Source organism: Kitasatospora sp. NPDC059327 (assembly GCF_042752535.1).
GTDB lineage: Bacteria > Actinomycetota > Actinomycetes > Streptomycetales > Streptomycetaceae > Kitasatospora.
In genome coordinates, this window is sequence record NZ_JBHYYB010000013.1 from 132,850 (window position 1) to 154,293 (window position 21,444).

The following is a 21,444-nucleotide window of genomic DNA, read 5'->3' on the forward strand; positions in this document are numbered from 1 at the left end:
GCCCCTCCCCCGGGCGGGCGGGCCCAGGGCTTGTCGCCCTAGGCCGGCCCGCTCTCCTTCTGGTCCTGCTCCGCGGCCTTCTGATCCTGCTCGGCGGCCTTCTGATCCTGCTCGGCGGCCTTCTGGGCCTTCTCCGCCTTGGCGGCGGCCTGCTCGGCCTTCTGGACGGCCTTGCGCTCGGCGTCGGCACGCTTCTTGTCGTCGGCGATCTGCCGCTTGGCGGCGGTCGCGTAGATGTCCACGTACTCCTGGCCGGAGAGCCGCATGATCTCGTACATCACCTCGTCCGTCACCGAACGGAGGATGAAGCGGTCGTTCTCCATGCCGTGGTAGCGGGAGAAGTCCAGCGGGCGGCCGATCCGGATACCGGGACGGGTACCGAAGTTGGGGACGACCTGGCCGGGCGGCTGCACCTTCTCGGTGTCGATCATCGCGACCGGGATCACCGGGGCCCCGGTGGCCAGCGCGACGCGGGCCAGACCGCCGACCTTGCCGCGGTACAGCTTGCCGTCGGGCGAGCGGGTGCCCTCCGGGTAGACGCCGAACAGCTCACCGCGCTCCAGCACCGCGATGGCGCTGCGGATCGCCGCCTCGCCGGCGCCGCGCACGCCCGAGCGGTCCACCGGCAGCTGGCCGACGCCCTTGAAGAAGGCCGCCGTCAGCTTGCCCTTCAGGCCCGGCGTGTTGAAGTACTCGGCCTTGGCGATGAAGGTCACCCGCCGCTTGATCAGCGCGGGGAAGAAGAAGGAGTCCGAGAAGGAGAGGTGGTTGCTCGCGATGATCGCGGCGCCCTCGGTGGGGATGTTCTCCTCACCCTCGATCCACGGCCGGAAGAAGATCCGAAGCAGTGGCGCGACGATCATCTTCATCAGTCGGTAGAACAACCCGGGCCTCCTGTTATGCGGACCGGTCGATCCTAATGCCCCGCGACCACCGCCCGCGCCCCGCCCCGCCCCGCCGGGGGTGTCCGGCAGGTCCGGCACGGGCTGTACGACGCGTGCGGACGCGTGGGACGATGCGGTTTCCGCAGCCCGCCGTTCCGCCGTACCCCCGTGCCAACGCGCCGCCGCCCGCGAAGGAGCCCGTCATGCCGCTGCTGCCCGGTGCCGAACCGTACCGCCACCGGGGCGGACCGGTGGGCGTCCTGCTCTGCCACGGGTTCACCGGCTCGCCGCAGTCGCTGCGCCCGTGGGCCGAGGAGCTCGCGGCGGCCGGGTTCACCGTCTCGCTGCCACTGCTGCCCGGCCACGGCACCCGCTGGCAGGACATGCAGGTGACCCGCTGGGAGGACTGGTACGCGGAGGTCGAGCGGGAGCTGCTGACGCTGTCCGCCGAGTGCGAGCAGGTCTTCGTCCTCGCCCTGTCGATGGGCGGTGCGCTGGCCCTGCGGCTGGCCGCGGTGCACGGCCCGGTGGTGTCCGGACTGGTGCTGGTCAACCCGTCGGTGCGTTCCGACAACCCCGCGAGTGTGCTGCTTCCGGTGCTGCGCCACCTGGTGCCGAGCCTGCCCGGGGTCGCCAACGACATCGCCCGGCCGGGCTCGGTCGAGGTCGGCTACGACCGGACGCCGCTGCACGCGGCCTGGTCGCTGGCCCGGCTCTGGAAGGACGTCCAGCGCCGGCTCCCGCGGGTGACCCAGCCGGTGCTGCTCTTCCGCAGTCCGCAGGACCACGTGGTCTCCCCGGCCAACTCGGAACTGGTGCTGGCCCGGATATCCTCGACCGACGTGACGGAGCGGTTGTGCCAGCGCAGCTACCACGTCGCGACGCTGGACCACGACGCGGCGGAAATATTCGCGGCCGGCCAGGACTTCATCCGACGGCTGGCTCCCGCACACGCGGCGGGCGTCACCCGGGTCGAATCCGACGATCACCAAGGCTGAAGGGCCGGAAGTGCACGAGAGCAGCACGGCGGGCGGCGAGGACGAGGCGCCCCGCGAGGACGCGGAGAACACGAAGGCGGACGCCGCGAAGGCCGAGGCCGCCAAGGCCGACGGGGTGAGGGCGGACGGCGTCAAGGCCGAGGGTGTGAAGGGCGGGGGCGCCACCGGGGAGGCCGCGGAGGCCGCTCCGGCGCCCGAACCGCCCCGGGTGCGGCGTGCGCCGGAACGCAGCCAGGCCGAGCAGGACGAGATCTTCGCCGCGCTGGTCGCCCAGTTCGACGACCCCGTCGACCTCAACAACCCGAACTGGCCCGAGGTCGAGGACCTCCGGGCGCGCGGCGACGTCAAGGGCGGCTTCAAGGAGGGCGCCGACCGGCACGGCGACCCGGACGACCTCGCCGACCTGGCGCCGCAGCCCCGGCCCCGCTCCACCCGGCCGGTGATGCCCGCCGCCGGCTCGGGACCGCGCGACTTCGAGCTGACCGAGGAGACGGACGAGGGCCACTTCGTCCCGCCGGAGCCGCCGCCGCTGCCCGCCGGGGACGTCACCGCCAGGTTCGCCTGGCTCGCGGTGCTCGGCGGGCCGGCCCTGCTGCTGTTCGACGCGGTGGTCTGGCGCGAGGTGTCCGGCTGGCCGGCCTGGGTCGGCGTGACCGCCTTCCTCGGCGGCTTCGTCACCCTGGTGGCCCGGATGAAGGAGCGCGACGAGGACGAGCCGGAGGACCCGCACGGCGGCGCCGTCGTCTGACGCCGGTCACCGGCCCCTTCTTCCGGTCACCCGGGCAGGCGGGGGGCCGGTCCCGCGGGACGCCCCGCGTCCACCGCCGGGCGGCGGACGCGGGGCCCCACCGGGGTGGGTCAGGCGAAGGTGTTGGTGCTCCAGATCGCACCGCCGACGCCCTCGCCGCCCTCCTTCTTGTAGATGACCAGGTTGCCGTCGTCCTGGAGCTTCATGAACGCGCCCGCGCTCCACCAGGTGGCGGAGTTCCAGACCGAGCCGACGCCGTTGCCCTGGCCCGCCGGGTAGACGACCGCGTTGCCGTCGCTCTGCATGACGAAGTACCCGAAGGTGCTGGTGTACGTGCCGCTGCCCCACAGGTAGGCGCCGTCGCTCTTGCGGTACACGGCGAAGTTGCCGTCCCGCTGCATGATCAGCACGGTCGACCTGGCCTCGGCCCACTGCGCGGACCAGACCGGCTGGCCGGAGGAGATGGTGGTCCCGATCCGGGTCGAGCCGGAGCCCCACAGCGCGCCGCCCACGAGCGGGCCGCCGTCCTTCTTGTAGACGACGAGGTTGCCGTCGTCCTGGAGGCTCAGGTAGTTGCCCGCCGCGGTCCAGGTGGCGGTGTTCCAGATCGGCCGGTTGTCGGCCGTGTAGACGACGAAGTTGCCGTCGGGCTGCAGCCAGGCGTAGGCGCCGGGATTGCCGCCGGTGCCGGTCGCCCAGACCACGCCGTTGGGGATGCCCTTGTGGGTGATGGTCAGGTTGCCGTCCGACCCCATGGTCAGCTGCAGGTCACGGCCCGCGAGGGTCTGACCGGAGGCCAGCTTGGTGTCGGGGGCGAGCAGGGCCTGGTCGGTCGAGGAGGTGTCGGCGATCCACTGGCGGATGTCGTCGACCCGGGTCTCGACCGCGTCGGTGCGGGTCTCGGTGGAGCCGAAGCAGCCGCCCTGCCAGGAGAGGCTGTGGACGCCCGCCAGGACGGCGGTGGCGCCGTTCTCCTTGAAGGTCGGGCCGCCGGTGTCGCCCTTGCAGATCGCGCCGGTGGCCGGGGCCTTGGGGGCGAGGGTGACGGTGGTCGCCGCGGCGGACTTCACCGTCACGGCCGCGCTGTGCAGACGGGTCGGCACCCACTCGTCGGCGGTGCGGCCGTAGCCGGTGGCGCGCAGCGTGTCGCCGACCGCCGGGGCGGCGGTGGCGAGCGCCACCGGGGCGACGCCGAAGACCGGGCTGGCCAGCCGGGCCAGCACGAGGTCGCGGTCGGCGCGGGGCTTGAGGTCGATCACCTCGACGGACTTCCCGGCCGTGCCGCCCAGGTCGGCGCGGCCGACCGTGGCGACGGTCTTGTCGGCGGGGCGTCCGGCGGGCACCGTCGAGGGGTTGGCCGGGTCGGCGGCGAAGCAGCTGGCGGCGGTGATCACCCAGGTGGGATTGATCAGGGCCGCGGAGCAGGAGCGCTTGCCCTCGCCGATGTCGAGCTTGGCCGTGAAGGCGTAACCGCCGTCGGCCACCGGGTCGCCGACGACGGCGCCGGCGGGCACCGTGCCGAGGACGAGCAGGCCGGCGGCGGTGGTGGTGAGGAGGCTGGTCATCCACGCGACACGTGGACGCTTGAGCTGCATCTGTCGATCACCTTTGGTCAGAGGTGGGAGAGGGGATCGGGGGGGGCGACGGCACGGGCGCACCCGCCCGGACGGCCCGGTGCCCGGGCATGCGGACAGGGCCGGCCGGAGCGGGTGTGCGGAATCGCCGTAGGGCGGCCCGAGGGAGTACGTCGCCGTCGGGCGGCAGGAGGACGGCGCCTGAGGCGGCGCGCGTCCGGTGGTCAGGCCGACGCGGTCGCGCGCGTCGGCTCCGGTGACACCTCGGTGTCCGGCGGTCGCCTGCCGATATCTGCGTTCATCACGCCAAATCCCCCGTTTTCTGGCACGCCGATCAGCGATGTGGAAGGACCACAGCCCCCATCACCGGATCGATCTTCACACAAATACCACCTCGGGGGTCGCCGGCGGCAGGTCACCCACGAGATTTCGCCGCCACCCGGTGCGAAACGTCCCGTACATGACGATTGTTCAGATCTGCTGAACCCAGGGATGGCCGGAAGTTCACCGGCGCGCGGGGCGGCGGCACCGGCACGCCGGTGCCGGTGCCGATGCGGAGACGCGGCGGCCCCCGGCCCCGGCGGTCAGCCGGCCGGCAGCTCCAGGACGGCGAGCACCGGCAAGTGGTCGGTGGCGGCCCGCAGATCGGCCTCCGTGACACCGGTCAGACCGTGCGGCACTCCGCAGGCGAGCACCCGGACCTCGGGGGTGGCGAAGACGGCGTCGATCCGCTGGTAGGGATTCTCCGGGACGGACGTGAAGGTGCCGCCCCAGGGCGCCGCGAGGTGGCCGTCCTGCAGCCGGCCGGCCAGCAGCTGCCAGCCGGCGCCGTCCGGGTGCTCGTTGAAGTCCCCTGCCACGATGCCCGGTTCGGCGAACCTCAGCTGGTCGAGCAGCAGCTCGAACTGGCCGTAGCGCTCCTCGGCGTCCAGGCTCAGATGGCAGCTGGTGACGGTGAAGGGTGCCGAGCCGGTGACCCGGACCAGCGCGCTTGCGAAGCCTCGCGCGTGCAGCCCGCGGGTCTTGGGCAGCAGTCGGTCGTGGACGGCGAGCAGGTCCACGCCGAGCCGGCCGAGCAGCAGCGGACCGGCGGCGGTCCGGCCGCCGCCGGCCAGCACCACGGTGCCGGTCTGCCGCGCCAGCCAGGCCGCCTGCCCCTCGGGGCGCCAGTAGCGCGGCGACTCCTGAACGCAGACCACGTCCGGTTCGCAGGCCCGGATCACCCGGACGAGTGCGTGCCGGTCGTCGCGCAGCGAACGGATGTTGTAGCTGAGCAACCGCAGCCGCCGCGGTCCGGGCGGCGGCAGGTCGGTCGGTCCGGCGGTCATGGCGGTCCTCCCCGTTCGTCCGGTGACGACCGTACGACAGGGGGCCGCCGGACGGGCGCGGAACACGACGGCGGCGGGTGCGCGGGCGTCCGGTCAGACGGTACGGGCCAGGTCGGCCGCACCGGCGATGCCGGCGGCGGAGCCCATCGAGGCGAGCACCACCTCGGCGCGCGGGCGGTGCACCCCACCGGTCAGGTAGTGCTCGAAGGCCTTGGTGACCGGGTCGAGCAGCAGCCGGCCGGAGTCGGAGACGCCACCGCCCAGCACGAAGACGGCCGGGTCGAAGAGCGCGGCGAGGTCGGCCATGCCCCGGCCCAGCCAGTCGGCCAGCTCCGCGTAGCACTCCAGGGCGAGCGGGTCGCCCGCCTCGGCGGCCTCGGTGATGTGGATGCCGCGGATGGTCTCGGCGACGCCGTCGTTGAGCTCCAGCATCCGCCGGCCGCGCACCGGGTCGGCGGCGGCCGCCTCCCGGCCGTAGCGGCGCAGCGCCCGGCCCGAGCCGTACTGCTCCCAGCACCCCTTGCCACCGCAGCCGCAGGGCAGGCCGTCGGGGACCATGTTGAGGTGACCGATCTCGCCGGCCACACCGAACCGGCCGCGGTGCAGCCGGCCGTCCAGGACGATCCCGCCGCCGATACCGGTGCCGACGGTGATCAGCACCATGTCCGAGTGCTCGGCGGCGGCGCCGAAGCGGAACTCGGCCCAGGCGGCGCAGTTGGCGTCGTTCTCGACCACGGTGTCCAGGCCGGCGAGCTCCTCGATCCGGCCGCGCAGCGGCTCGTCCTCCCAGTCGATGTTGGGGGCGAAGATCACCGTGGAGCGGTCGCGGTCGACGAAGCCGGGGGCGCCGACGCCGGCCGCCACCACATCGGGGTACTGCTCCTTGAGCTCGCGCACGGCCTGCGCGATGGCGTCGACCGCCCACTGCGGGTCGGCCGGGGTGGGCACCCTGGTCCGGGCCAGGATCTCGCCCGCCTCGTTGACCACACCTGCCGCGATCTTGGTCCCGCCGACGTCGACGCCGATGGTCAGAGCCATGTGTCCCTCAGCTATTCACTCGTTCCCGCTGGACGGAACGGTACCGCCCAACCCTGCCCCCGTACACACCGTCGCCTACATTAACCGAAGACAATTCGCGCCCAAGCTCGCCGACCAGCTTCAAAAGTCGTACATTACGCCCCGCTCCGTCACAGCAGAGGCCCACACGGTCACCACCCGGAGGTCAGGGCTTCACTGCTTGTCGGACGGTCCGTCAGGCGTGTCGAGGTCGATCCGCTCGCTGCGGGCGCCGTCACCGGCCGTCCAGCGGTACTCGTGGCCGGCCACGGCGGCCCGGTAGGCGGCCACCAGCTCGCCACCGGCGGCGGCCAGGCCGGTACCGGCGGCCGACAGGTGCTCGTACACCTCGGGCTGCTTCTCGCGCAGGCGGTCGGCCAGGCCGGCCAGCGAGATCAGGGTCTCGGCGCTCGCCTCCTGCGCCTTCTGCCCGACGACGGAGGCGAACCGGCGCACCTCGTCCACCAACGGGCCCAGCTCCGGGCCGAACGGGTGCTCGGCGGACTGCTCGGTGCGGTCGTCGGCAGTGGTCATCGCGGGCGTCTCCTCAGCTCCGGCCGCGCCTGCGGCCCCTGGCCCCGACGCTACCGGACCGGCCCCGCGGCCCCGACGGGCTCTGCCACCGGGGCCGGAGCCGTGGCTGAGGCCGGAGCCGGGACGAGAGCGGGGGCCGTGGCTGAGGCGAGGGCCGGGACGACGGCACCGGCCGGGGCCACGGCGAGGGGCCGGGGCCGGGCACCGCCCGACGGACCGGCCACCGGCAGCGACCGGAGCCCCGGCTGCCGGCACCGCGAAGGGCTCAGCCGCGCGGCCAGAGCGCCGGATCCGGCGCGAAGCGGACGGTGAGCTCCCCGTCGTGCAGGCCCGCGCCAGCGACGGTACAGCGGCGCAGCGCCGAGGGCAGCGCGAGCACCCGGCGGTGGGCGCCGAGGCTGATCTTGAGTTCGTCGCCGCGCCGCACCAGGTCCAGGTCGGCCCGCTCCGCGCCGGGCAGCGGGAGGTGCCAGACCAGCAGCCCGTCCTCGGCCAGCCGGTCCTCGACGGTCCACGGCTCGGGGTCGAGCGGGGCCGGACCGGGACCGGCGCCGTACAGGCGGTCGGCGACGGCCTCCAGGGTGACCTCGGCGCATCCGGTGACCAGCACCGGGACGTCGCTCGCGGCGGTCAGCCCGGCGAGCTCCTCCCGCCGGCGGCGGGCCAGCCCGGCCAGCCAGGGGTCGGCCGAGTCGACGGCGGCGTCCGGCAGCGCGCCGTGCACCACCACGGCGTCCGGCCGGTGACCGTGCAGGGCCAGCCCGGCCCGGATCCGGCGGAGCTCCTCGTGGGGGTGGGCGTCGGCGGCGGTGACCAGCCGGACGCTGGTGCCGGGTGCGGCGATCGCCGCACGGGCCTCGGTGAGGGCGGCGGCGGCCTTGGTCCGGCCTTCGTAGAGCCAGTCGGCGGGCATCGGCACCCCGGCCAGACCGGCCAGCAGCGGGCGCAGCGCGCGGGCGGCCTGGCGCTGCTCGGGCACCAGCCGGGCCAGGTAGCGCTCCAGCTGTTCGGGCAGGGCGAGCGTGGCGATCAGTTCGGCGGGCGGCGGGCCCAGCACCACCAGGACGTCGGCCTCGACGGCGGGCAGGGCGCGGAGCAGGGCGAGCCGGGCGGTGCCGGGGAGCGCGGTGAGCTCCTCGGGGTCGAGCGGGTCCGCGCCGAGCAGGTCCAGGGCGGGCTTGATCCGGCCGCCGATCTCGCCGAGGGCGTGCCGGAACGCGGCCTGTTCGTCGATCCGGGCCACGGTCAGGCCGGGCGCGTACCCGGCCGGTTCGGGCTCCAGTCGGGTACCGAGGACGGTGTCCAGGGTGCGGTGCGGGTCGTCGGCGGCCAGCAGCAGGGTGCGCCGGCCCTGCCGGGCGGCGTGCAGGGCGGTGGCGGCCGCCACCGCGGGCGCCGCCGTGTCACCGCTGACCAGGATGGTGCGTGTCGCCGTCATGCCGTGCGGCCCCGTCTTCCCGGCGTCAGCCCTCGACGCGCTTCTTCAGCCCGGCCAGGGCCCGGTCGATGATGACCTTCTCGGCCTTGCGCTTGATCATTCCAAGCATCGGGATCTTGACGTCGACCGCCAGCTGGTAGGTGACCTCGGTCCGGCCGCCGTCCAGCGGGGCGAGCGAGTAGGAGCCGTCCAGCGAGCGGAGCATCTGGCTGCGCACCAGCGTCCAGCCGACCTCGCGGTCCCCGTCCCAGGTGTAGGCGAGCACGTGCTCGTCACGGATGGCGCCGGCGTCGAGCAGCAGGCGCACCTGGGCGGCGCGGCCGTTCTCGGCGGTCTCCAGCACCTCGATCTCCTTCACCTCGCCGGTCCAGGCCGGGTAGGCGGCGAAGTCGGCGATCACGGCCATGACCGTCGCCGGGGTCGCGTCGATGGTGATGCTCGACCTGGTGTGCTCCGCCATGGAATGGCCCTCCGCGTCGTCCCTTGCTGCCGGCCCGGCCGAGCCTGCTCGGTCGGGTGCGCCCGGAGCAGGCTATCGCGACCGGCGATCCCTCAGGTCCAGGGCTCGGGGGGCGCGGAAGTCGCGGGCTCGGGGCGCTCGCAGGCTACCGGCCGGTCACCCCCGGGCTGTCGTAGGGTGCCATTCGAACGACCCGGTCACGGCCTGGTCGGACCGGGTAAAGGTGTGACACTTCGAACACCGGAGCCGACCCCCCTGGTCGAAGCTGCCTACCGGGCAGTAACGTCCTGCCGTCCCGCAGCGTCGCGAACGAGGAGCAGTCTTGCTCGACTTCAGCCTTCCGGCCCTCTACCAGGTACCGAGCGGCGGTAACCTCTCCGACCTCGTGCACCAGAACGCCGAGCGGCACCCGGACGTCGTGGTGCTCAGCCGCAAGGTGGACGGCCGGTGGCAGGAGTTGACCGCCGCCCAGTTCCTGGTCGAGGTGCACGCCGCCGCCAAGGGCCTGATCGCCTCCGGCATCGAGCCCGGCGACCGGGTGGGCATCATGTCCCGCACCCGCTACGAGTGGACGCTGCTGGACTTCGCGATCTGGACGGCCGGCGCGATCACCGTGCCGGTGTACGAGACCTCCTCCGCCGAGCAGGTGGAGTGGATCCTCGGCGACTCGGGGGCGGTGGCCGTCCTCACCGAGACCGCCCAGCACGCGGCCGTGGTCGAGGGGGTCCGGGAGCGCCTGCCGCTGCTGCGGCAGACCTGGCAGATCGAGGCCGGCGCGGTGGCGGCACTGGCCGGGGCGGGGCAGCAGGTCGCCGACACCACCGTCACCGAGCGCCGTTCGCTGGCGACGGCCGACTCGATCGCCACCATCGTCTACACCTCGGGCACCACCGGCCGCCCCAAGGGCTGCCAGCTGACCCACGCCAACTTCATGGCCGAGTGCGGCAACATCGTGGAGCGGCTGGCCCCGCTGTTCCGCACCGGCGAGAGCTCGGTCCTGCTCTTCCTGCCGCTGGCCCACGTGCTCGGCCGGATCGCGGAGATCGCCCCCGCGATGGCCCCGATCAAGCTCGGCCACGTGTCGGACATCAAGGACGTCACCGCCGAGCTGGCGGCGTTCCGGCCCACCCTGATCCTGGGTGTGCCGAGAGTCTTCGAGAAGGTCTACAACACCGCCCGCGCCAAGGCCCAGGCCGACGGCAAGGGCAAGATCTTCGACAAGGCCGCCGACACCGCGATCGCCTACAGCCGGGCGCTGGACGCCGGCCGTGCGGGCCTGGGCCTGCGGATCAAGCACAGGATCTTCGACAAGCTGGTCTACAGCAAGCTGCGCGCCGCGCTCGGCGGCCGGGCGACCCACGCGATCTCGGGCGGCGCCCCGCTCGGCGAACGCCTCGGGCACTTCTACCGGGGCATCGGCTTCACCGTGCTGGAGGGCTACGGCCTGACCGAGACCTGCGCGGCCACCGCCTTCAACCCGTGGGACAAGCCGAAGATCGGTACGGTCGGCCAGCCGCTGCCCGGCGCCGCCGTGCGGATCGCCGAGGACGGCGAGGTCCTGTTCAAGGGCCCGCAGGTGTTCACCGGGTACTGGAACAACCCGGGGGCCACCGCCGACGCGCTGAAGGACGGCTGGATCTCCACCGGCGACATCGGCTCGCTGGACTCCGAGGGCTACCTCACCATCACCGGCCGCAAGAAGGAGATCATCGTCACCGCGGGCGGCAAGAACGTCGCCCCGGCGGTGATCGAGGACCGGATCCGGGCGCACGCCCTGGTCGGCGAGGTGATGGTGGTCGGCGACCGCAAGCCGTTCATCGGCTGCCTGGTCACCGTGGACGAGGACTTCTTCCCCAAGTGGAAGGAGCTGAACGGCAAGCCGGCCACCGCCACGGTGACCGAGCTGATGGAGGACCCGGACCTGCTCGCCGCCCTCCAGTCCGCCGTGGACGACGGCAACGCCGCCGTCTCGCACGCCGAGGCGGTCAAGAAGTTCCGCCTGCTGGACACCGTCCTGTCCGAGGAGAGCGGCCACCTCACGCCCTCGCTCAAGCTCAAGCGCAACCTCGTGCTGAAGGACTTCGCGGCCGACGTCGAGGCGATCTACCGGCGCTGACCGTCCGACGGGGGCCCTGCCGCCTGGCAGGGCCCCCGTCGCGCCGTCACCCCGCCAGCAGCGAGGTGAGCCGCCCGGCCAGCAGGTCCCACCGCCAGGAGCGGTCCACCCAGCGCCGCCCGGCCTCGCCCATCCGCCGGCGCAGCTCCTCGTCGTTCAGCAGCCGGACGATCCGTTCGGCCGCGGCGGCCGGCGAACCGCCCGGCACCACGTAGCCGGTCTCGCCCTCCAGCACCGCGTCCGGCGCGCCGCCGGAGTCCCCGGCCACCACCGGCAGCCCGGTCGCCGAGGCCTCCAGGTAGACGATCCCCAGGCCCTCGACGTCCAGCCCGCCCCGCCGGGTGCGGCAGGGCATCGCGAAGACGTCCCCGGCGCCGTAGTGCGCGGGCAGCTCCGACCACGGCACCGCCCCGGTGAACCGCACCGCGTGACGGACGCCCCGGGCGTCGGCGAGCTTCTCCAGGTCCGCCCGGTAGGGGCCGTCGCCGACGATCAGCAGCACGGTGTCCGGCACCTCGGCGAGGATCTGCGGCAGCGCCTCGATCAGCGTGTCCTGGCCCTTGCGCGGCACCAGCCGGGAGACGCAGACCACCACCGGCCGGTCGGCGAGCCCCAGCCGGCGGCGCAGCTCGGCACCGCCCGAGTCGGGGTGGAAGGTCCGCTCGTCGACCCCCGGCGGCAGCTGCGCCATCCGGGCGGCCGCCTCCGGGCCGACCGCCCCGGCGATCCGGGAGCGGGTGTACTCGCCCAGGTAGGTGAGGGTGTCGGTGCCGGCGCCGATCCGGCGCAACAGCTGCCGGGCCACCGGGAGCTGGGCCCAGGCGGCCTCGTGCCCGTGCGTCATGCCGAGCAGCCGCCCGGCCCCGGCACGGCGCAGCGCCGGCGCCATCAGCCCGAGCGGGGCGGCCGCGCCGAACCAGACCGCGTCGCAGTTCTCGGCCCGGAGGATCTCCGCGGCCCGCCGGGTGACCCGCGGTGTGGGAACCATCACCTTCGTCCGGTCCCGGATCACCGGGAACGGCTGTTCGGCGTCGAAGCGGGCGACCTCACTGCCGTCACGCCAGGTCGAGGCGTAGACCACGATGCTCCCGGCGGGCTGACGGACAGCCATGTTGTGGACGAAGGCCTGGATGCCGCCGGGTCGCGGCGGGAAGTCATTGGTGACGATCAAGGTCTTGTGCATCAGGCCACGGCTCGCTCGGTCGGGGGGTGCTCGGTGTACCGCTGGGTGATCCGTACGATAGGTCAACACCATGACCCGCCGGGAACGGATCCGCGCACGGCAACCGTTTCACCCCCGGGTCTGTCCTAGTACCTAGGCAGTCGGTGCGGCCCCGCCCGGTGTGGCGCCGCGCCCGGCACCGGCCGCCCGGGCGTCCGTCGCGCGACGCCTCCGGTGGGACGTCCGAGACGAACGAGGGAGCGCAGTGGAGTTGGCCCCGGCCACCGAGTCCGGTTCACCCAGCGGCGCCGACGGCCCCGGCACGGCGCTGGCCGTCCGCCAGGAGCCCGCACCGGCCCCCGCCGGCCCCGCCAGGCGCACCGGAGCGCTCTGCGCGCTGGGCGGGACGTGGCTGGCCTCCCGGACCCTGCTGCTGCTGCTGGTGACCGGCGTGCTGCGGATGGCCGGTGGGGACATCACCACCGACGTCTGGCTGATCTACCACGGCTGGTACGGCGTCCTGCAGACCGGCACCTTCCCGCTGGACGACGTGACCTGGCAGTACCCGCCCGGCGCCGCCCTGGTGATCATGCTGCCCGGGCTGCTGCCCTGGTCGTACCTGGTCTCCTTCTGGGTGATCTGCGGGATCGCCGACGGCGTGGCGATGGCCCTGCTGGTGCGGACCGGACTGCGCAGGGGCCGGGCGCTGACCGGCGCCTGGGTCTGGGTGGCCGGTGTGCCGCTGCTCGGCCCGATGATCTACAACCGGTACGACGTCATCGTCACCGCGATCGCGGTCGCCGGCCTGCTGGCGCTGATCCGACGCCCGGCGATCGGCGGGATCCTGCTCGGCCTGGGCGGGATCATCAAGATCTGGCCGCTGATCGGCCTGATCGGCACCCCGTCGGGCCGCCGCACCCGCCGCGCCTGGACCGCCGCCGCGGCCACCGCCGTCTCGGTGGGCTTCCTGCTCGCGGCCGGGATGAACGGCGCGTTCGAGTTCCTGACCTTCCAGAAGGACCGCGGCGTCGAGGTCGAGTCGGTGGGCGCCCTGCCCCTGCACTTCGCCCGCATGGCCGGCGCCTGGGACGGCAGGGTGACGATGAACTACGGCTCGGTCGAGATGCTCGGGCCGTGGGTGACCGTGGTCGGCAAGGTGATGCTGGCCGGCAGCGTGCTGGGCTTCGGCTGGCTGCTGCTCTGGCGCTTCACCGCCAAGCGCCGCACCGCGGCCACCATGTACGACGCGGCGCTGGCCGCGCTGCTGATCTTCACCGTGACCAGCCGGGTGATCAGCCCGCAGTACCTGGTCTGGCTGGTCGGCGCGGCGGCGGTCTGCCTGACCGTGCGCACCACCAGCCAGCGCCCGGTGGCGCTGCTGGTGCTGGCCGCGACACCGCTCACCGTGGTGGAGTTCCCGCTGCTCTTCAGCGACCTGGTCGGCAGCGAGCCCTGGGCGGTCACCGCGCTGACCCTGCGCAACCTGCTGCTGCTGGCCGCCACCGGGCTCTCCTGCGTCCGGCTCTGGCGCTCGACCCGCGGGCCCGCCCAGCTCCCGGCCACCGTGGTGCTGGACCGCGCGGAGCCGGTGTCGTCCACCGGCTACCCGGTGCGCCCGGGGATCGCCTACGAGCAGGACCTGCTGGACGGCATCGACCGACCGGAGGCCCCGGCCCCGCGACGCCGCTAGGGGGTGCCGGGCTGCCGGGTGCCCGGGCCGGCCTACCCTGCCAGCCGGCGGACCTCGGCCGTCCAGAGCCCGGTGAAATCGGCCAACCCCAGCCCGAGTTCGTCCCGCAGGACACGGTCCGTGCGCTCGTCCCGGTCGGTGCCCGGGCCCGCCGCGCCGACCGCCCGGTAGAAGTCGACGAGCCGCTGCGGCCCGTAGCGGCGGGCGATCAGCTCGCAGGCCAGCCAGGACTGCTCGTAGGCCTGCGCGATGCCGGCGGCGCCGGCCGTGAAGTCCCGGTCGGCGGGCAGCGCCGAGGGCACCTTCCCGGCGGCGACGTCGCGGGCCAGCTCGGGGGCGATCTGCCGAGGCGAACGGCCGGAGTCCCGGTAGCCGGTCCAGTCGGCGACGCCCTCGGAGAGCCAGAGCGGTGTCCAGGCACGGGTGTCGGCCCGGGTCGCCACGTGCACCGCCTCGTGGGTGGTCACCACCTGGCGGCCGAAGTCGCTGAGCCCCTCGTACGCCCCGGGGTTCACCAGCACCCGGTCCGCCGGGGTGTGCCAGGGGGCGCCGGGCGCCGCGGTGGTGACCGCCGCCATGCCGCCCCAGCCCGCCGGATCGGCGTCCAGCAGCCGGCCGAACTGCTCCTCGGTGGCGGGCAGCTCCACCAGCAGCCGGCCCGCCCAGGCGCTGCCCCAGAGGGCGGTGACGGCCGGGACGGCCCGGTCGGCCACGACCGCGAGCCGCTCCGGCTCCGGCCCGCCGGCCAGGCCGAGCACCAGGCAGTGCGCGCCGCTCGCCGCCCGCACCGTCCCGAAGTCCCAGAGCGGCGCCGGTCCGCCGGTGGCCTCCTCCCGCTCGACCCGCCAGCCGTCGCCGCCGCGCAGCAGCGCCAGCCGGCGCGGGTGGACCACCGGGTACTCGTCGTAGCCGGCCACCCGGACGGTCAGCTCGGCGGTCCCGGTCAGCCGGTCCGGCCCACCGCCCGGCCCGAGCACGAGGTTGCGGTAGGCCAGCTCGACCGGGGTCGCGGACAGCCCGGCGGCCAGGGCCCGGGCCCGCTCGGCCAGCAGCCCGGTCAGCTCGGCCCGGTGGTCCGCCGCGGCCGCGGGAGCCGCCGGTGCCTCCCGGGGCCGCGAGAGCTGGGCCAGTCCGCCCGCCGCGAGCAGCAGCGCACCGCGCCGGGACAGCGCGCCGCGGCGTGACCGGGGCGCGCCTCCCGGTGGCGGGGCCGCGGGCGCGTCGGCGGGAGGTGTCGGGCCGGGCCGGCTCAGAGCCGGATCACCCCGGCGACGGGCATCGCGTTGACGCTCTCGTAGCGGACCTTGGCACCCGGGTAGGGGGCGTGCACGATCACCCCGCCACCGGCGTACATGCCGACGTGGTGCATGTCCCGGTAGAAGATCACCAGGTCTCCCGGTCGCGCGTCGGAGATGCTGACCCGCTGGCCGGCGGACGCCTGTGCCTGCGAGGTGCGCGGCAGGGTCACTCCGGCCTGCCGCCAGCTCCAGTACATCAGACCCGAACAGTCGAACGCACGGGGCCCGGTGGATCCGTACACATAGGGCGAACCGATCATCTTGACGGCGGCGGCCAGCGCGGCGGCGCCGCGTTCGGAGGCGGGCGGGGCGGTGCCCAGGTCGAGCCGGTCGGTGCCCCGGGTGGCCCGCTGCTCGGCCTCCCGGGCGTCCTGGGCCGCCAGCCGGGCCCGCTCACCGGCGCCCAGGCTGTTGAGCAGCCGCTGCGCCTTGGCCAGCCGCTGCTGGATCTGCTGCTTGCTCTCGGCGAGGGCGCGGCGGGTCTGCTCCAGCTCGGAGAGCTTCACGGAGGTCTCGGCCCGGCGCTGGTCGAGCCGGCGCTGACGGGACACCACCTCGTGCAGCGTCTCGTTCTGCCGCTCGGCGGCCTGTTCCAGGGTCCGGGCCTTGGACAGATAGCCCTCCGGGTCGGTGGACAGCATCAGCTGGACGGTCTGCGCCATCCCGCCGCCCCGGTACTCGGCACCCGCCACGGTGGCCAGGTCGCCGCGCAGCTGGTTGAGCTCGTCCTGGGCGACGGCGACCTGCTGCTGGAGCGTGCCGGTCTCGTACTGGAGGCGCTGCTGGGCGTCCAGTGCCGCGTTGTACTTCTCCGAGGCCTGCTCGGCCTCGTCGTACAGCTGCTCCACCTGCGCCTTGACGTCCTTGCGGTTCGGCGGCCCGTCGGGCGCGCCCGGGGCGGCCTGGGCGGCACCACCCGTCGCCACCCCCAGCGCGGTGGTGGCCGCGGCGGTCAGCACCAGCGCGCGGGCGAGCGCGCCGGGCAGGGGGGAACGGCGGTGCACGGCCATACGACGGTGGCTCCGATCCTGGGCCGGGGGCCCCGCCGCCGCACCGGAGCGGGCGGCTCTAGAGCGGGAGTCCGGTGGCAGACGTTAGCGAGTCCGGGCGAGCGAGTCCAAACCCCTCTCAACCCGAATATTTGACCCGCATTCGGACATCAGACCGGTCCACCGCGAAAGCCGCAGGCCCGGCCTCCCGCGAGGGGAGACCGGGCCTGCGGCAGCGGACGTCGGATCAGACACGCACGATGGCCGAGATCGGCAGCATGCTGGCGGTCTCGTACCGGACGTTCGCACCGGGCTTCGGCGCGTGGATGACCTGGCCGCCACCGACGTAGATGGCGACGTGGCTGCGGTCCGCGCGGTAGATGATCAGGTCACCGGGCTGGGCGTTGGCGATGTTGGTGCCGACGTTGGTGCCGACGGTGGCCTGGGCCTGCGAGGTGCGCGGCAGCGACACGTCGGCCTGGGCGTAGGCCCAGCTGGTGAGGCCGGAGCAGTCGAACGAGCCCGGGCCGGAGGCGCCGTAGACGTACGGCGCGCCCAGCTTGCTCTCGGCGGCGGCGATCGCGGCGGCGGCGCGCGAGCCGTTGGCGGCGGGCGCGGACGGCGCGGCGGCCGCGGCCGGGGCGGCGGGCTTGGCGGCCGACGAGGACGAGCCGGCCAGGTTGTCCCGGGTGTTGTCGCGGGAGGCCCGGTCGGCGTCCGCCTTGGCCTTGGCCTCGGCCTTGGCGGCGTCCGCCTTGGCCTTCGCCTCGGCGGCGGCCTTCTCCTCGGCCGCGCGCAGCGCCTGGCGCTCCTGCTCGGTCAGCGTGTTGAGCAGGTCCTGGGCCTTGGCCAGCTTGCCCTGGACCTCCTCCTTGGAGGCCTTCAGCTGCTGGGTGGTGGCTTCGAGCTCGGCGAGCTTGCCCTGGGCCTCGTTGCGGTCCTGGTCGAGCCTGCGCTGCTGCTCCTGAAGGTCCTTCAGGGCGTTGGACTGGGTGCTGCCGGCCTGGTTGATCGCACCGGCCTGGGTGAGGAAGCTGTCCGGGCTGGACGAGAGCATCAGCTGGACGGTCGGCGATATGCCGCCGTTGCGGTACTGCTCGCCGGCGATCTCGGCCAGGCCGCCCTGGGCCTCGGTCACCGAGGCCTGCTGGCGGGCCACCTTGTCCTGCAGCTCACCGACCTGCTTCTGCAGCTCCTGCTGCTTGGCCTGGGCGCCGTTGAGCTTCTCGGTGGCCTGCTCGGCCTGCTCGTTGAGCTGGTCGACCTGCTCCTTGACCTGGTCCTTGGTCGGCGTCGGGTCGGCGTGGGCGCCGGACTGCGCGGAGAGGGCGACCGCCGCTGCGGCGACACCGGTCAGGATCGAGACCCGGGCGCGGCCGGCGGGCTTGGGACGACGATGGGACGCCACGAAGGCGGACTCCTTCTTCCTACGTCCGCCTACCGGGTGAGCTGACGGGTTCGGGCCGGAAGCGTGCCCTACGACGCCTCACCGACCGTTCTCACGGTCGACCTGGCGCCGATTCACCCCGGAGGAACATGGTTCCCCGGCTCCGCTCCACAGCGCCCCCGACCACTGGGCTCCCCGTCGGGCAGACGACCTGCCCCGCTGCTTCACGAACTCGACGGCAACCCCCGCCGCCACCCGGACTGGGTGATCGACTGTGCGGTGGTTCGAGGCACGACCCTAGTAACAGAACCGTGATCCGTTCAAATCCTTGTCAGAAAAATGCCGGAAGAATATCCAAGTTCACTTGTGAATATGACCGAGTGTGATCAATGATCTACGCGGAGCTGATCGTTTGTCACCGCGACGCCGTGAACGCCGACGCCACCCCCGATCAGGGGGTGGCGTGGATCACAAGGCCGCGTCCCGGCCCGCGGGCGTGTCGTGCCGGTCCGTCAGACCCGGCGGATCGCGTTGATCGGCATCGCGTCGGCCTTCATCACCTTCACCACGTCACCGGTGTGCGGCGCGTGCACCACCATGCCGTTGCCGATGTACATCCCGACGTGGCTGCGGTCGGCGCGGTAGATGATCAGGTCGCCCGGCTGGGCCTCGGCGAGCGAGGGCACCCGGCTGCCGTAGTTGGCCTGCGCCTGCGAGGTGCGCGGCAGCGTGACGCCGGCCTTGGCGTACGACCAGACCATCAGGCCGGAGCAGTCGAAGCCGCTCGGCCCGGTGGCGCCCCACTGGTACGGCGAACCCTGCTTGCTCATCGCGTTGGCGACGGCCGCCCCGGCCATGCCGCTGGCCTGCGGCAGACTGCCCAGGTCGGCCCGCTCGCTGCCGCGCGAGGCCCGGTCCGCCTGCTGCTGGGCGGCCTTCAGCGCCGCCCGGTCCGCCGCGCTCAGCGAGTTCAGGAGGTCCTGAGCCTCCTTGAGCTTCTTGTTGACCTCCGCCTTGGACTGGTTCAGGTCCTTGGTGGTGCTGTCCAGGGAGGCCAGGATCGCGGCCGCCTCCGCCTTCTGCTGGTCCAGCCGGCGCTGCTGGTCCTGGAGGCCCTTGAGCGCGTCGGCCTGGCTGGAGCTGGCCTGCTGGACGCTGGACGCCTTGTCCAGGTAGCCGGACGGGTCGGAGGAGAGCATCAGCTGGACGGACGGGTCGATGCCGCCGGTGCGGTACTGCGCGCCCGCCACCTCGGCCAGCCCGGCCTGAAGCTGGGTCATCTGGTCCTGGCCGCGCGCCACCTGGTCCTGGAGCTGGTCCGACTGCTTGCGCAGCTGGTCGGCCCGCTCCTTGGCGCCGTTGTACTTCTCGGTGGCCTGCTCGGCCTCCTCCTGCAGCTGGTCGATCTGCGCCTTCACGTCCTCCTTCTTGGGGGACGGACTCGGCGCGGCGTGCGCGGCGACCTGGGCGGAGAGGGCGACCGCGGTCGCCGCGGCAGCGGTGAGCACGGAGACCCGCGCGCGGCTCGGCTGCTTGGGACGGCGGTGGGTGGCCAAGGGACCGGCTCCTTCTTCCAACGGACTCACCCGATTGGGTGAGAATCCGGAAAATAGGTTTGACGCCAGACCCTAGTGAAGATCCACGCTTTGCGCCACTCCCCCGATGGCGTGAACCTCCACCCACCGCCATGACTTCACCGGATCCTCACAACCCCGCAAACCGGGCGCTGACCAGGCGTCACTCCGTCCCGGACGGCTCCCGGCCGAGGTCAGGGCCGGGCCAGCCGGTTCAGCAGCAGCACGGAAGCCACGGGGCGCGCGCCGGCCTTCCGCACGCCCTCCGCGACCTCACGGTCGGCGGAAACCACCACCACCGGACGCCCCTGCGGTTCGGCCCGCACCAGCCGGCGGATCAGCTCGTCCGCCGTCTCACCGGTCCGGCTGAACCGCACCCGGACCCCGCGCGGCGGCGCCATGATGACCGGCACGTCGAGGTCCTGCCCGTCGAACACACAGGTGACCTCCGCCTGGGTGCGCTGGGCCAGCATCGCCAACCCGCCCAGCAGCCGGATCCGCTGCTGCTCCAGGGGCAGCGCCGGATAGCCGGTCTTGGTCACGTTGTAGCCGTCCACCACCAGATGGACCTGCGGGATCGCCAGCAACTGGTCCAGCAGCGCCGGATCGTCCTCCGCCAGCCCGCGCCGCGCCACGTCGTGCGGCGAGGCCGAACCCGGCACCACCGCCTCCACCAGGTCGGCCGGCCGGATCTGCGACACCGGCAGGGCCAGCTCCCGCTGCAGCCCCTGCGCCGACTGCAGCACGGTGTCCAGCAGCAGCCGCAGCCTCATGTCCTCGACGCTGCGCCCCTCGCGGGCCGACCGGCGGCCCTGCTCGGCGGCGTTCTCCAGCTCGGAGATCCGGTGCCGCAGCCGCCGCACCTCGCTCTCACCGGTGCCGCGCTCGGTGGCCGCCTGCGATCTCAGTGCCTCCAGCTCGGCGGTCACCCGGCGAGTCTCGGCCTGCGCCCGACGGGTGTCGCTCTCCAGCGAACGCACCTTCTTGCGCAGCGACTCCGCCTCCCTGCGGACGTCCTCCGACTCGGCCCGCTGCCGGTCCAGGTCGGCCCGGGCCGCGGCGCGCACCTCGGCCAGCTCCGCCTGCAGCTTCTCCGCCAGCCGGCTCGCCTCGGCCGCCGCGCCCTCGGCACCGGCCCGCTCGGCCTCCTCGCCCGCCTCGGTGACCAGCCGGCTCCAGCCCGCCGAACGCACCAGGTAGGCGGCGGCCGCCACGTCCATCGGATCGGCGGCGCCCGGCACGGTGCCCGACTCCAGCGCCTTGACCAGGTCGGGCTGCCCGAGCCGCAGCCGCTCCGCTATCCGCACCCGGAAGGCCGGCTCGGACTCCAGCGCCGCGGCCAGCGCGGTCGCGGCGTACTTGGCCCGGCGCGCCGGGGTGAACTTGGCGTACGGGCGCAGCGTCTGCGGCAACTCCCCGAGCGGCAGCCCGCCGAGCGCGTCGGCGGCGAGGCCCACCACACGCCGGCGCACCCCCTCGGGCAGCGGCCGGTCGAGCTTCTCCGCGGCGCGGCCTGCCGCCGGCTCCTCACCGCCGGCGCCGCCGGACTCCTCACCGGCGGCCTCCTCGGCGGGGGCGCCGGTGCCGGGCGCGGCAGCCCCGACCGCGTCCGGCGCCTGCGCGTCCACAGCGGGCTGCCGCCCCTGCGGTCCGGCGGGCTCCTTCGCTGCGTCCACCACGTCCTCGGCTCCGATCCTCGTCCAGCGGGGTACGGCCGTCGGCCGTACCCCTGGTCACCACGCTCCGTGCGCTCTGTCTGTATTGTCCCGCGCGGCGGACGGCCGTGCCGCGCACCGTCCGCCGCGGGGCGCGGGCATCACGCCTGCTCGGCCGCCTCGGCGCCCGGACGGGCCACCAGCTCGACCTGGTCCACCGCGTTGCACCAGCGGCAGCGCACCGACTCGACGGTCTCGCTGTGCACCTCGGTCTCCTCCACCTTGGACTCGCCGGCCAGGTCGAAGTGCAGGAACTCGGTCACCCGGGCGGTACGGGTGACATCGAAGCGGGTCAGGTTGCCGCACAGCGTGCAGCGCCAACGCGTCTCTGCGGTCAGGGCGGGGACGGTCATCGGGGGTCCTAATCCGTGTGTAGGGATTCCGGCCTGGCCCCGGCGGGGGCGGCTGGTCTTGCTGATGGACGGGTTCGTGGTGACCCGCGGGTGCCGGGTGAATCCCTGTGGGTTCCCGGCCCTGGAGGCCTTACGAGAGA

The 21,444-nt window shown here is 73.8% G+C and carries 18 protein-coding genes and 1 riboswitch; of the genes, 4 read left to right on the plus strand and 14 right to left on the minus strand.

What is annotated here, in order from left to right; all coding sequences use genetic code 11:
• Positions 1 to 38: 38 nt before the first annotated feature.
• Entirely contained in the window at positions 39 to 884 is an 846-nt protein-coding gene (locus ACFXHB_RS11255; RefSeq protein WP_380573700.1) for a lysophospholipid acyltransferase family protein, read from the minus strand.
• 203 nt (positions 885 to 1,087) lie between these two features.
• Between ACFXHB_RS11255 and ACFXHB_RS11260 the strand changes: the two genes are divergently transcribed.
• Complete coding sequence (locus tag ACFXHB_RS11260; protein WP_380573701.1) at positions 1,088 to 1,882, plus strand: alpha/beta hydrolase; 795 nt, start codon at positions 1,088 to 1,090, stop codon at positions 1,880 to 1,882.
• Between the two features lie 10 nt (positions 1,883 to 1,892).
• A complete protein-coding gene (locus ACFXHB_RS11265) occupies positions 1,893 to 2,630 on the plus strand; it encodes a hypothetical protein (protein WP_380573702.1) in 738 nt (245 codons plus the stop codon).
• Between the two features lie 110 nt (positions 2,631 to 2,740).
• Here ACFXHB_RS11265 and ACFXHB_RS11270 read toward each other — a convergent pair whose 3' ends face one another.
• The 6 genes from ACFXHB_RS11270 to ACFXHB_RS11295 all read right to left on the minus strand — a co-directional run bounded on the left by ACFXHB_RS11270 (position 2,741) and on the right by ACFXHB_RS11295 (position 9,020).
• Positions 2,741 to 4,225: a trypsin-like serine protease gene (locus tag ACFXHB_RS11270; protein ID WP_380573703.1), complete on the minus strand. Its 1,485-nt coding sequence runs from the start codon at positions 4,223 to 4,225 to the stop codon at positions 2,741 to 2,743.
• 563 nt (positions 4,226 to 4,788) lie between these two features.
• A complete protein-coding gene (locus tag ACFXHB_RS11275) occupies positions 4,789 to 5,532 on the minus strand; it encodes an endonuclease/exonuclease/phosphatase family protein (protein WP_380573705.1) in 744 nt (247 codons plus the stop codon).
• A gap of 93 nt (positions 5,533 to 5,625) precedes the next feature.
• The gene (locus tag ACFXHB_RS11280) at positions 5,626 to 6,570 is read right to left on the minus strand and encodes an ROK family glucokinase (RefSeq protein WP_380573706.1); all 945 of its coding nucleotides are present in this window, start codon (positions 6,568 to 6,570) and stop codon (positions 5,626 to 5,628) included.
• Positions 6,571 to 6,762: 192 nt separating this feature from the next.
• Entirely contained in the window at positions 6,763 to 7,122 is a 360-nt protein-coding gene (locus tag ACFXHB_RS11285) for a DUF5304 family protein (protein ID WP_380573707.1), read from the minus strand.
• 265 nt (positions 7,123 to 7,387) lie between these two features.
• Positions 7,388 to 8,560, minus strand: a complete 1,173-nt coding sequence (locus ACFXHB_RS11290) for an ArsA family ATPase (protein ID WP_380573708.1) — start codon at positions 8,558 to 8,560, stop codon at positions 7,388 to 7,390.
• A gap of 25 nt (positions 8,561 to 8,585) precedes the next feature.
• Positions 8,586 to 9,020, minus strand: coding sequence for an SRPBCC family protein (locus tag ACFXHB_RS11295; RefSeq protein WP_380573709.1), 435 nt, complete (start codon positions 9,018 to 9,020; stop codon positions 8,586 to 8,588).
• Between the two features lie 322 nt (positions 9,021 to 9,342).
• On the opposite strand from ACFXHB_RS11295, the gene ACFXHB_RS11300 reads away from it, so the two are divergent.
• Positions 9,343 to 11,136 (plus strand): AMP-dependent synthetase/ligase, encoded by a 1,794-nt coding sequence (locus tag ACFXHB_RS11300; protein ID WP_380573710.1) that lies wholly within the window; start codon positions 9,343 to 9,345, stop codon positions 11,134 to 11,136.
• A 46-nt stretch (positions 11,137 to 11,182) separates the two neighbouring features.
• On the opposite strand, the gene ACFXHB_RS11305 is transcribed toward ACFXHB_RS11300, so the two are convergent.
• Complete coding sequence (locus tag ACFXHB_RS11305; RefSeq protein ID WP_380573711.1) at positions 11,183 to 12,319, minus strand: glycosyltransferase family 4 protein; 1,137 nt, start codon at positions 12,317 to 12,319, stop codon at positions 11,183 to 11,185.
• 244 nt (positions 12,320 to 12,563) lie between these two features.
• On the opposite strand from ACFXHB_RS11305, the gene ACFXHB_RS11310 reads away from it, so the two are divergent.
• Positions 12,564 to 13,988: a glycosyltransferase 87 family protein gene (locus tag ACFXHB_RS11310; protein ID WP_380573712.1), complete on the plus strand. Its 1,425-nt coding sequence runs from the start codon at positions 12,564 to 12,566 to the stop codon at positions 13,986 to 13,988.
• Between the two features lie 32 nt (positions 13,989 to 14,020).
• Here the strand turns inward: ACFXHB_RS11310 and ACFXHB_RS11315 are convergent, their stop codons facing one another.
• The 6 genes from ACFXHB_RS11315 to ACFXHB_RS11340 all read right to left on the minus strand — a co-directional run bounded on the left by ACFXHB_RS11315 (position 14,021) and on the right by ACFXHB_RS11340 (position 21,304).
• Positions 14,021 to 14,965 (minus strand): hypothetical protein, encoded by a 945-nt coding sequence (locus tag ACFXHB_RS11315; RefSeq protein WP_380573713.1) that lies wholly within the window; start codon positions 14,963 to 14,965, stop codon positions 14,021 to 14,023.
• A gap of 272 nt (positions 14,966 to 15,237) precedes the next feature.
• Positions 15,238 to 16,296 carry an NlpC/P60 family protein gene (locus ACFXHB_RS11320; protein WP_380573715.1) on the minus strand — a complete coding sequence of 353 codons (1,059 nt, stop codon included), beginning with the start codon at positions 16,294 to 16,296 and terminating at the stop codon, positions 15,238 to 15,240.
• 226 nt (positions 16,297 to 16,522) lie between these two features.
• Positions 16,523 to 17,683 carry an NlpC/P60 family protein gene (locus ACFXHB_RS11325; protein ID WP_380573716.1) on the minus strand — a complete coding sequence of 387 codons (1,161 nt, stop codon included), beginning with the start codon at positions 17,681 to 17,683 and terminating at the stop codon, positions 16,523 to 16,525.
• Positions 17,684 to 17,693: 10 nt separating this feature from the next.
• Positions 17,694 to 17,848, minus strand: a riboswitch (cyclic di-AMP (ydaO/yuaA leader).
• Positions 17,849 to 18,174: 326 nt separating this feature from the next.
• A complete protein-coding gene (locus ACFXHB_RS11330; RefSeq protein WP_380573718.1) occupies positions 18,175 to 19,218 on the minus strand; it encodes an NlpC/P60 family protein in 1,044 nt (347 codons plus the stop codon).
• A 212-nt stretch (positions 19,219 to 19,430) separates the two neighbouring features.
• On the minus strand, positions 19,431 to 20,915 hold the full coding sequence (locus ACFXHB_RS11335; RefSeq protein WP_380573719.1) for an NYN domain-containing protein: 1,485 nt from the start codon (positions 20,913 to 20,915) through the stop codon (positions 19,431 to 19,433).
• Between the two features lie 137 nt (positions 20,916 to 21,052).
• Complete coding sequence (locus ACFXHB_RS11340; protein WP_380573720.1) at positions 21,053 to 21,304, minus strand: hypothetical protein; 252 nt, start codon at positions 21,302 to 21,304, stop codon at positions 21,053 to 21,055.
• Positions 21,305 to 21,444: the final 140 nt, after the last annotated feature.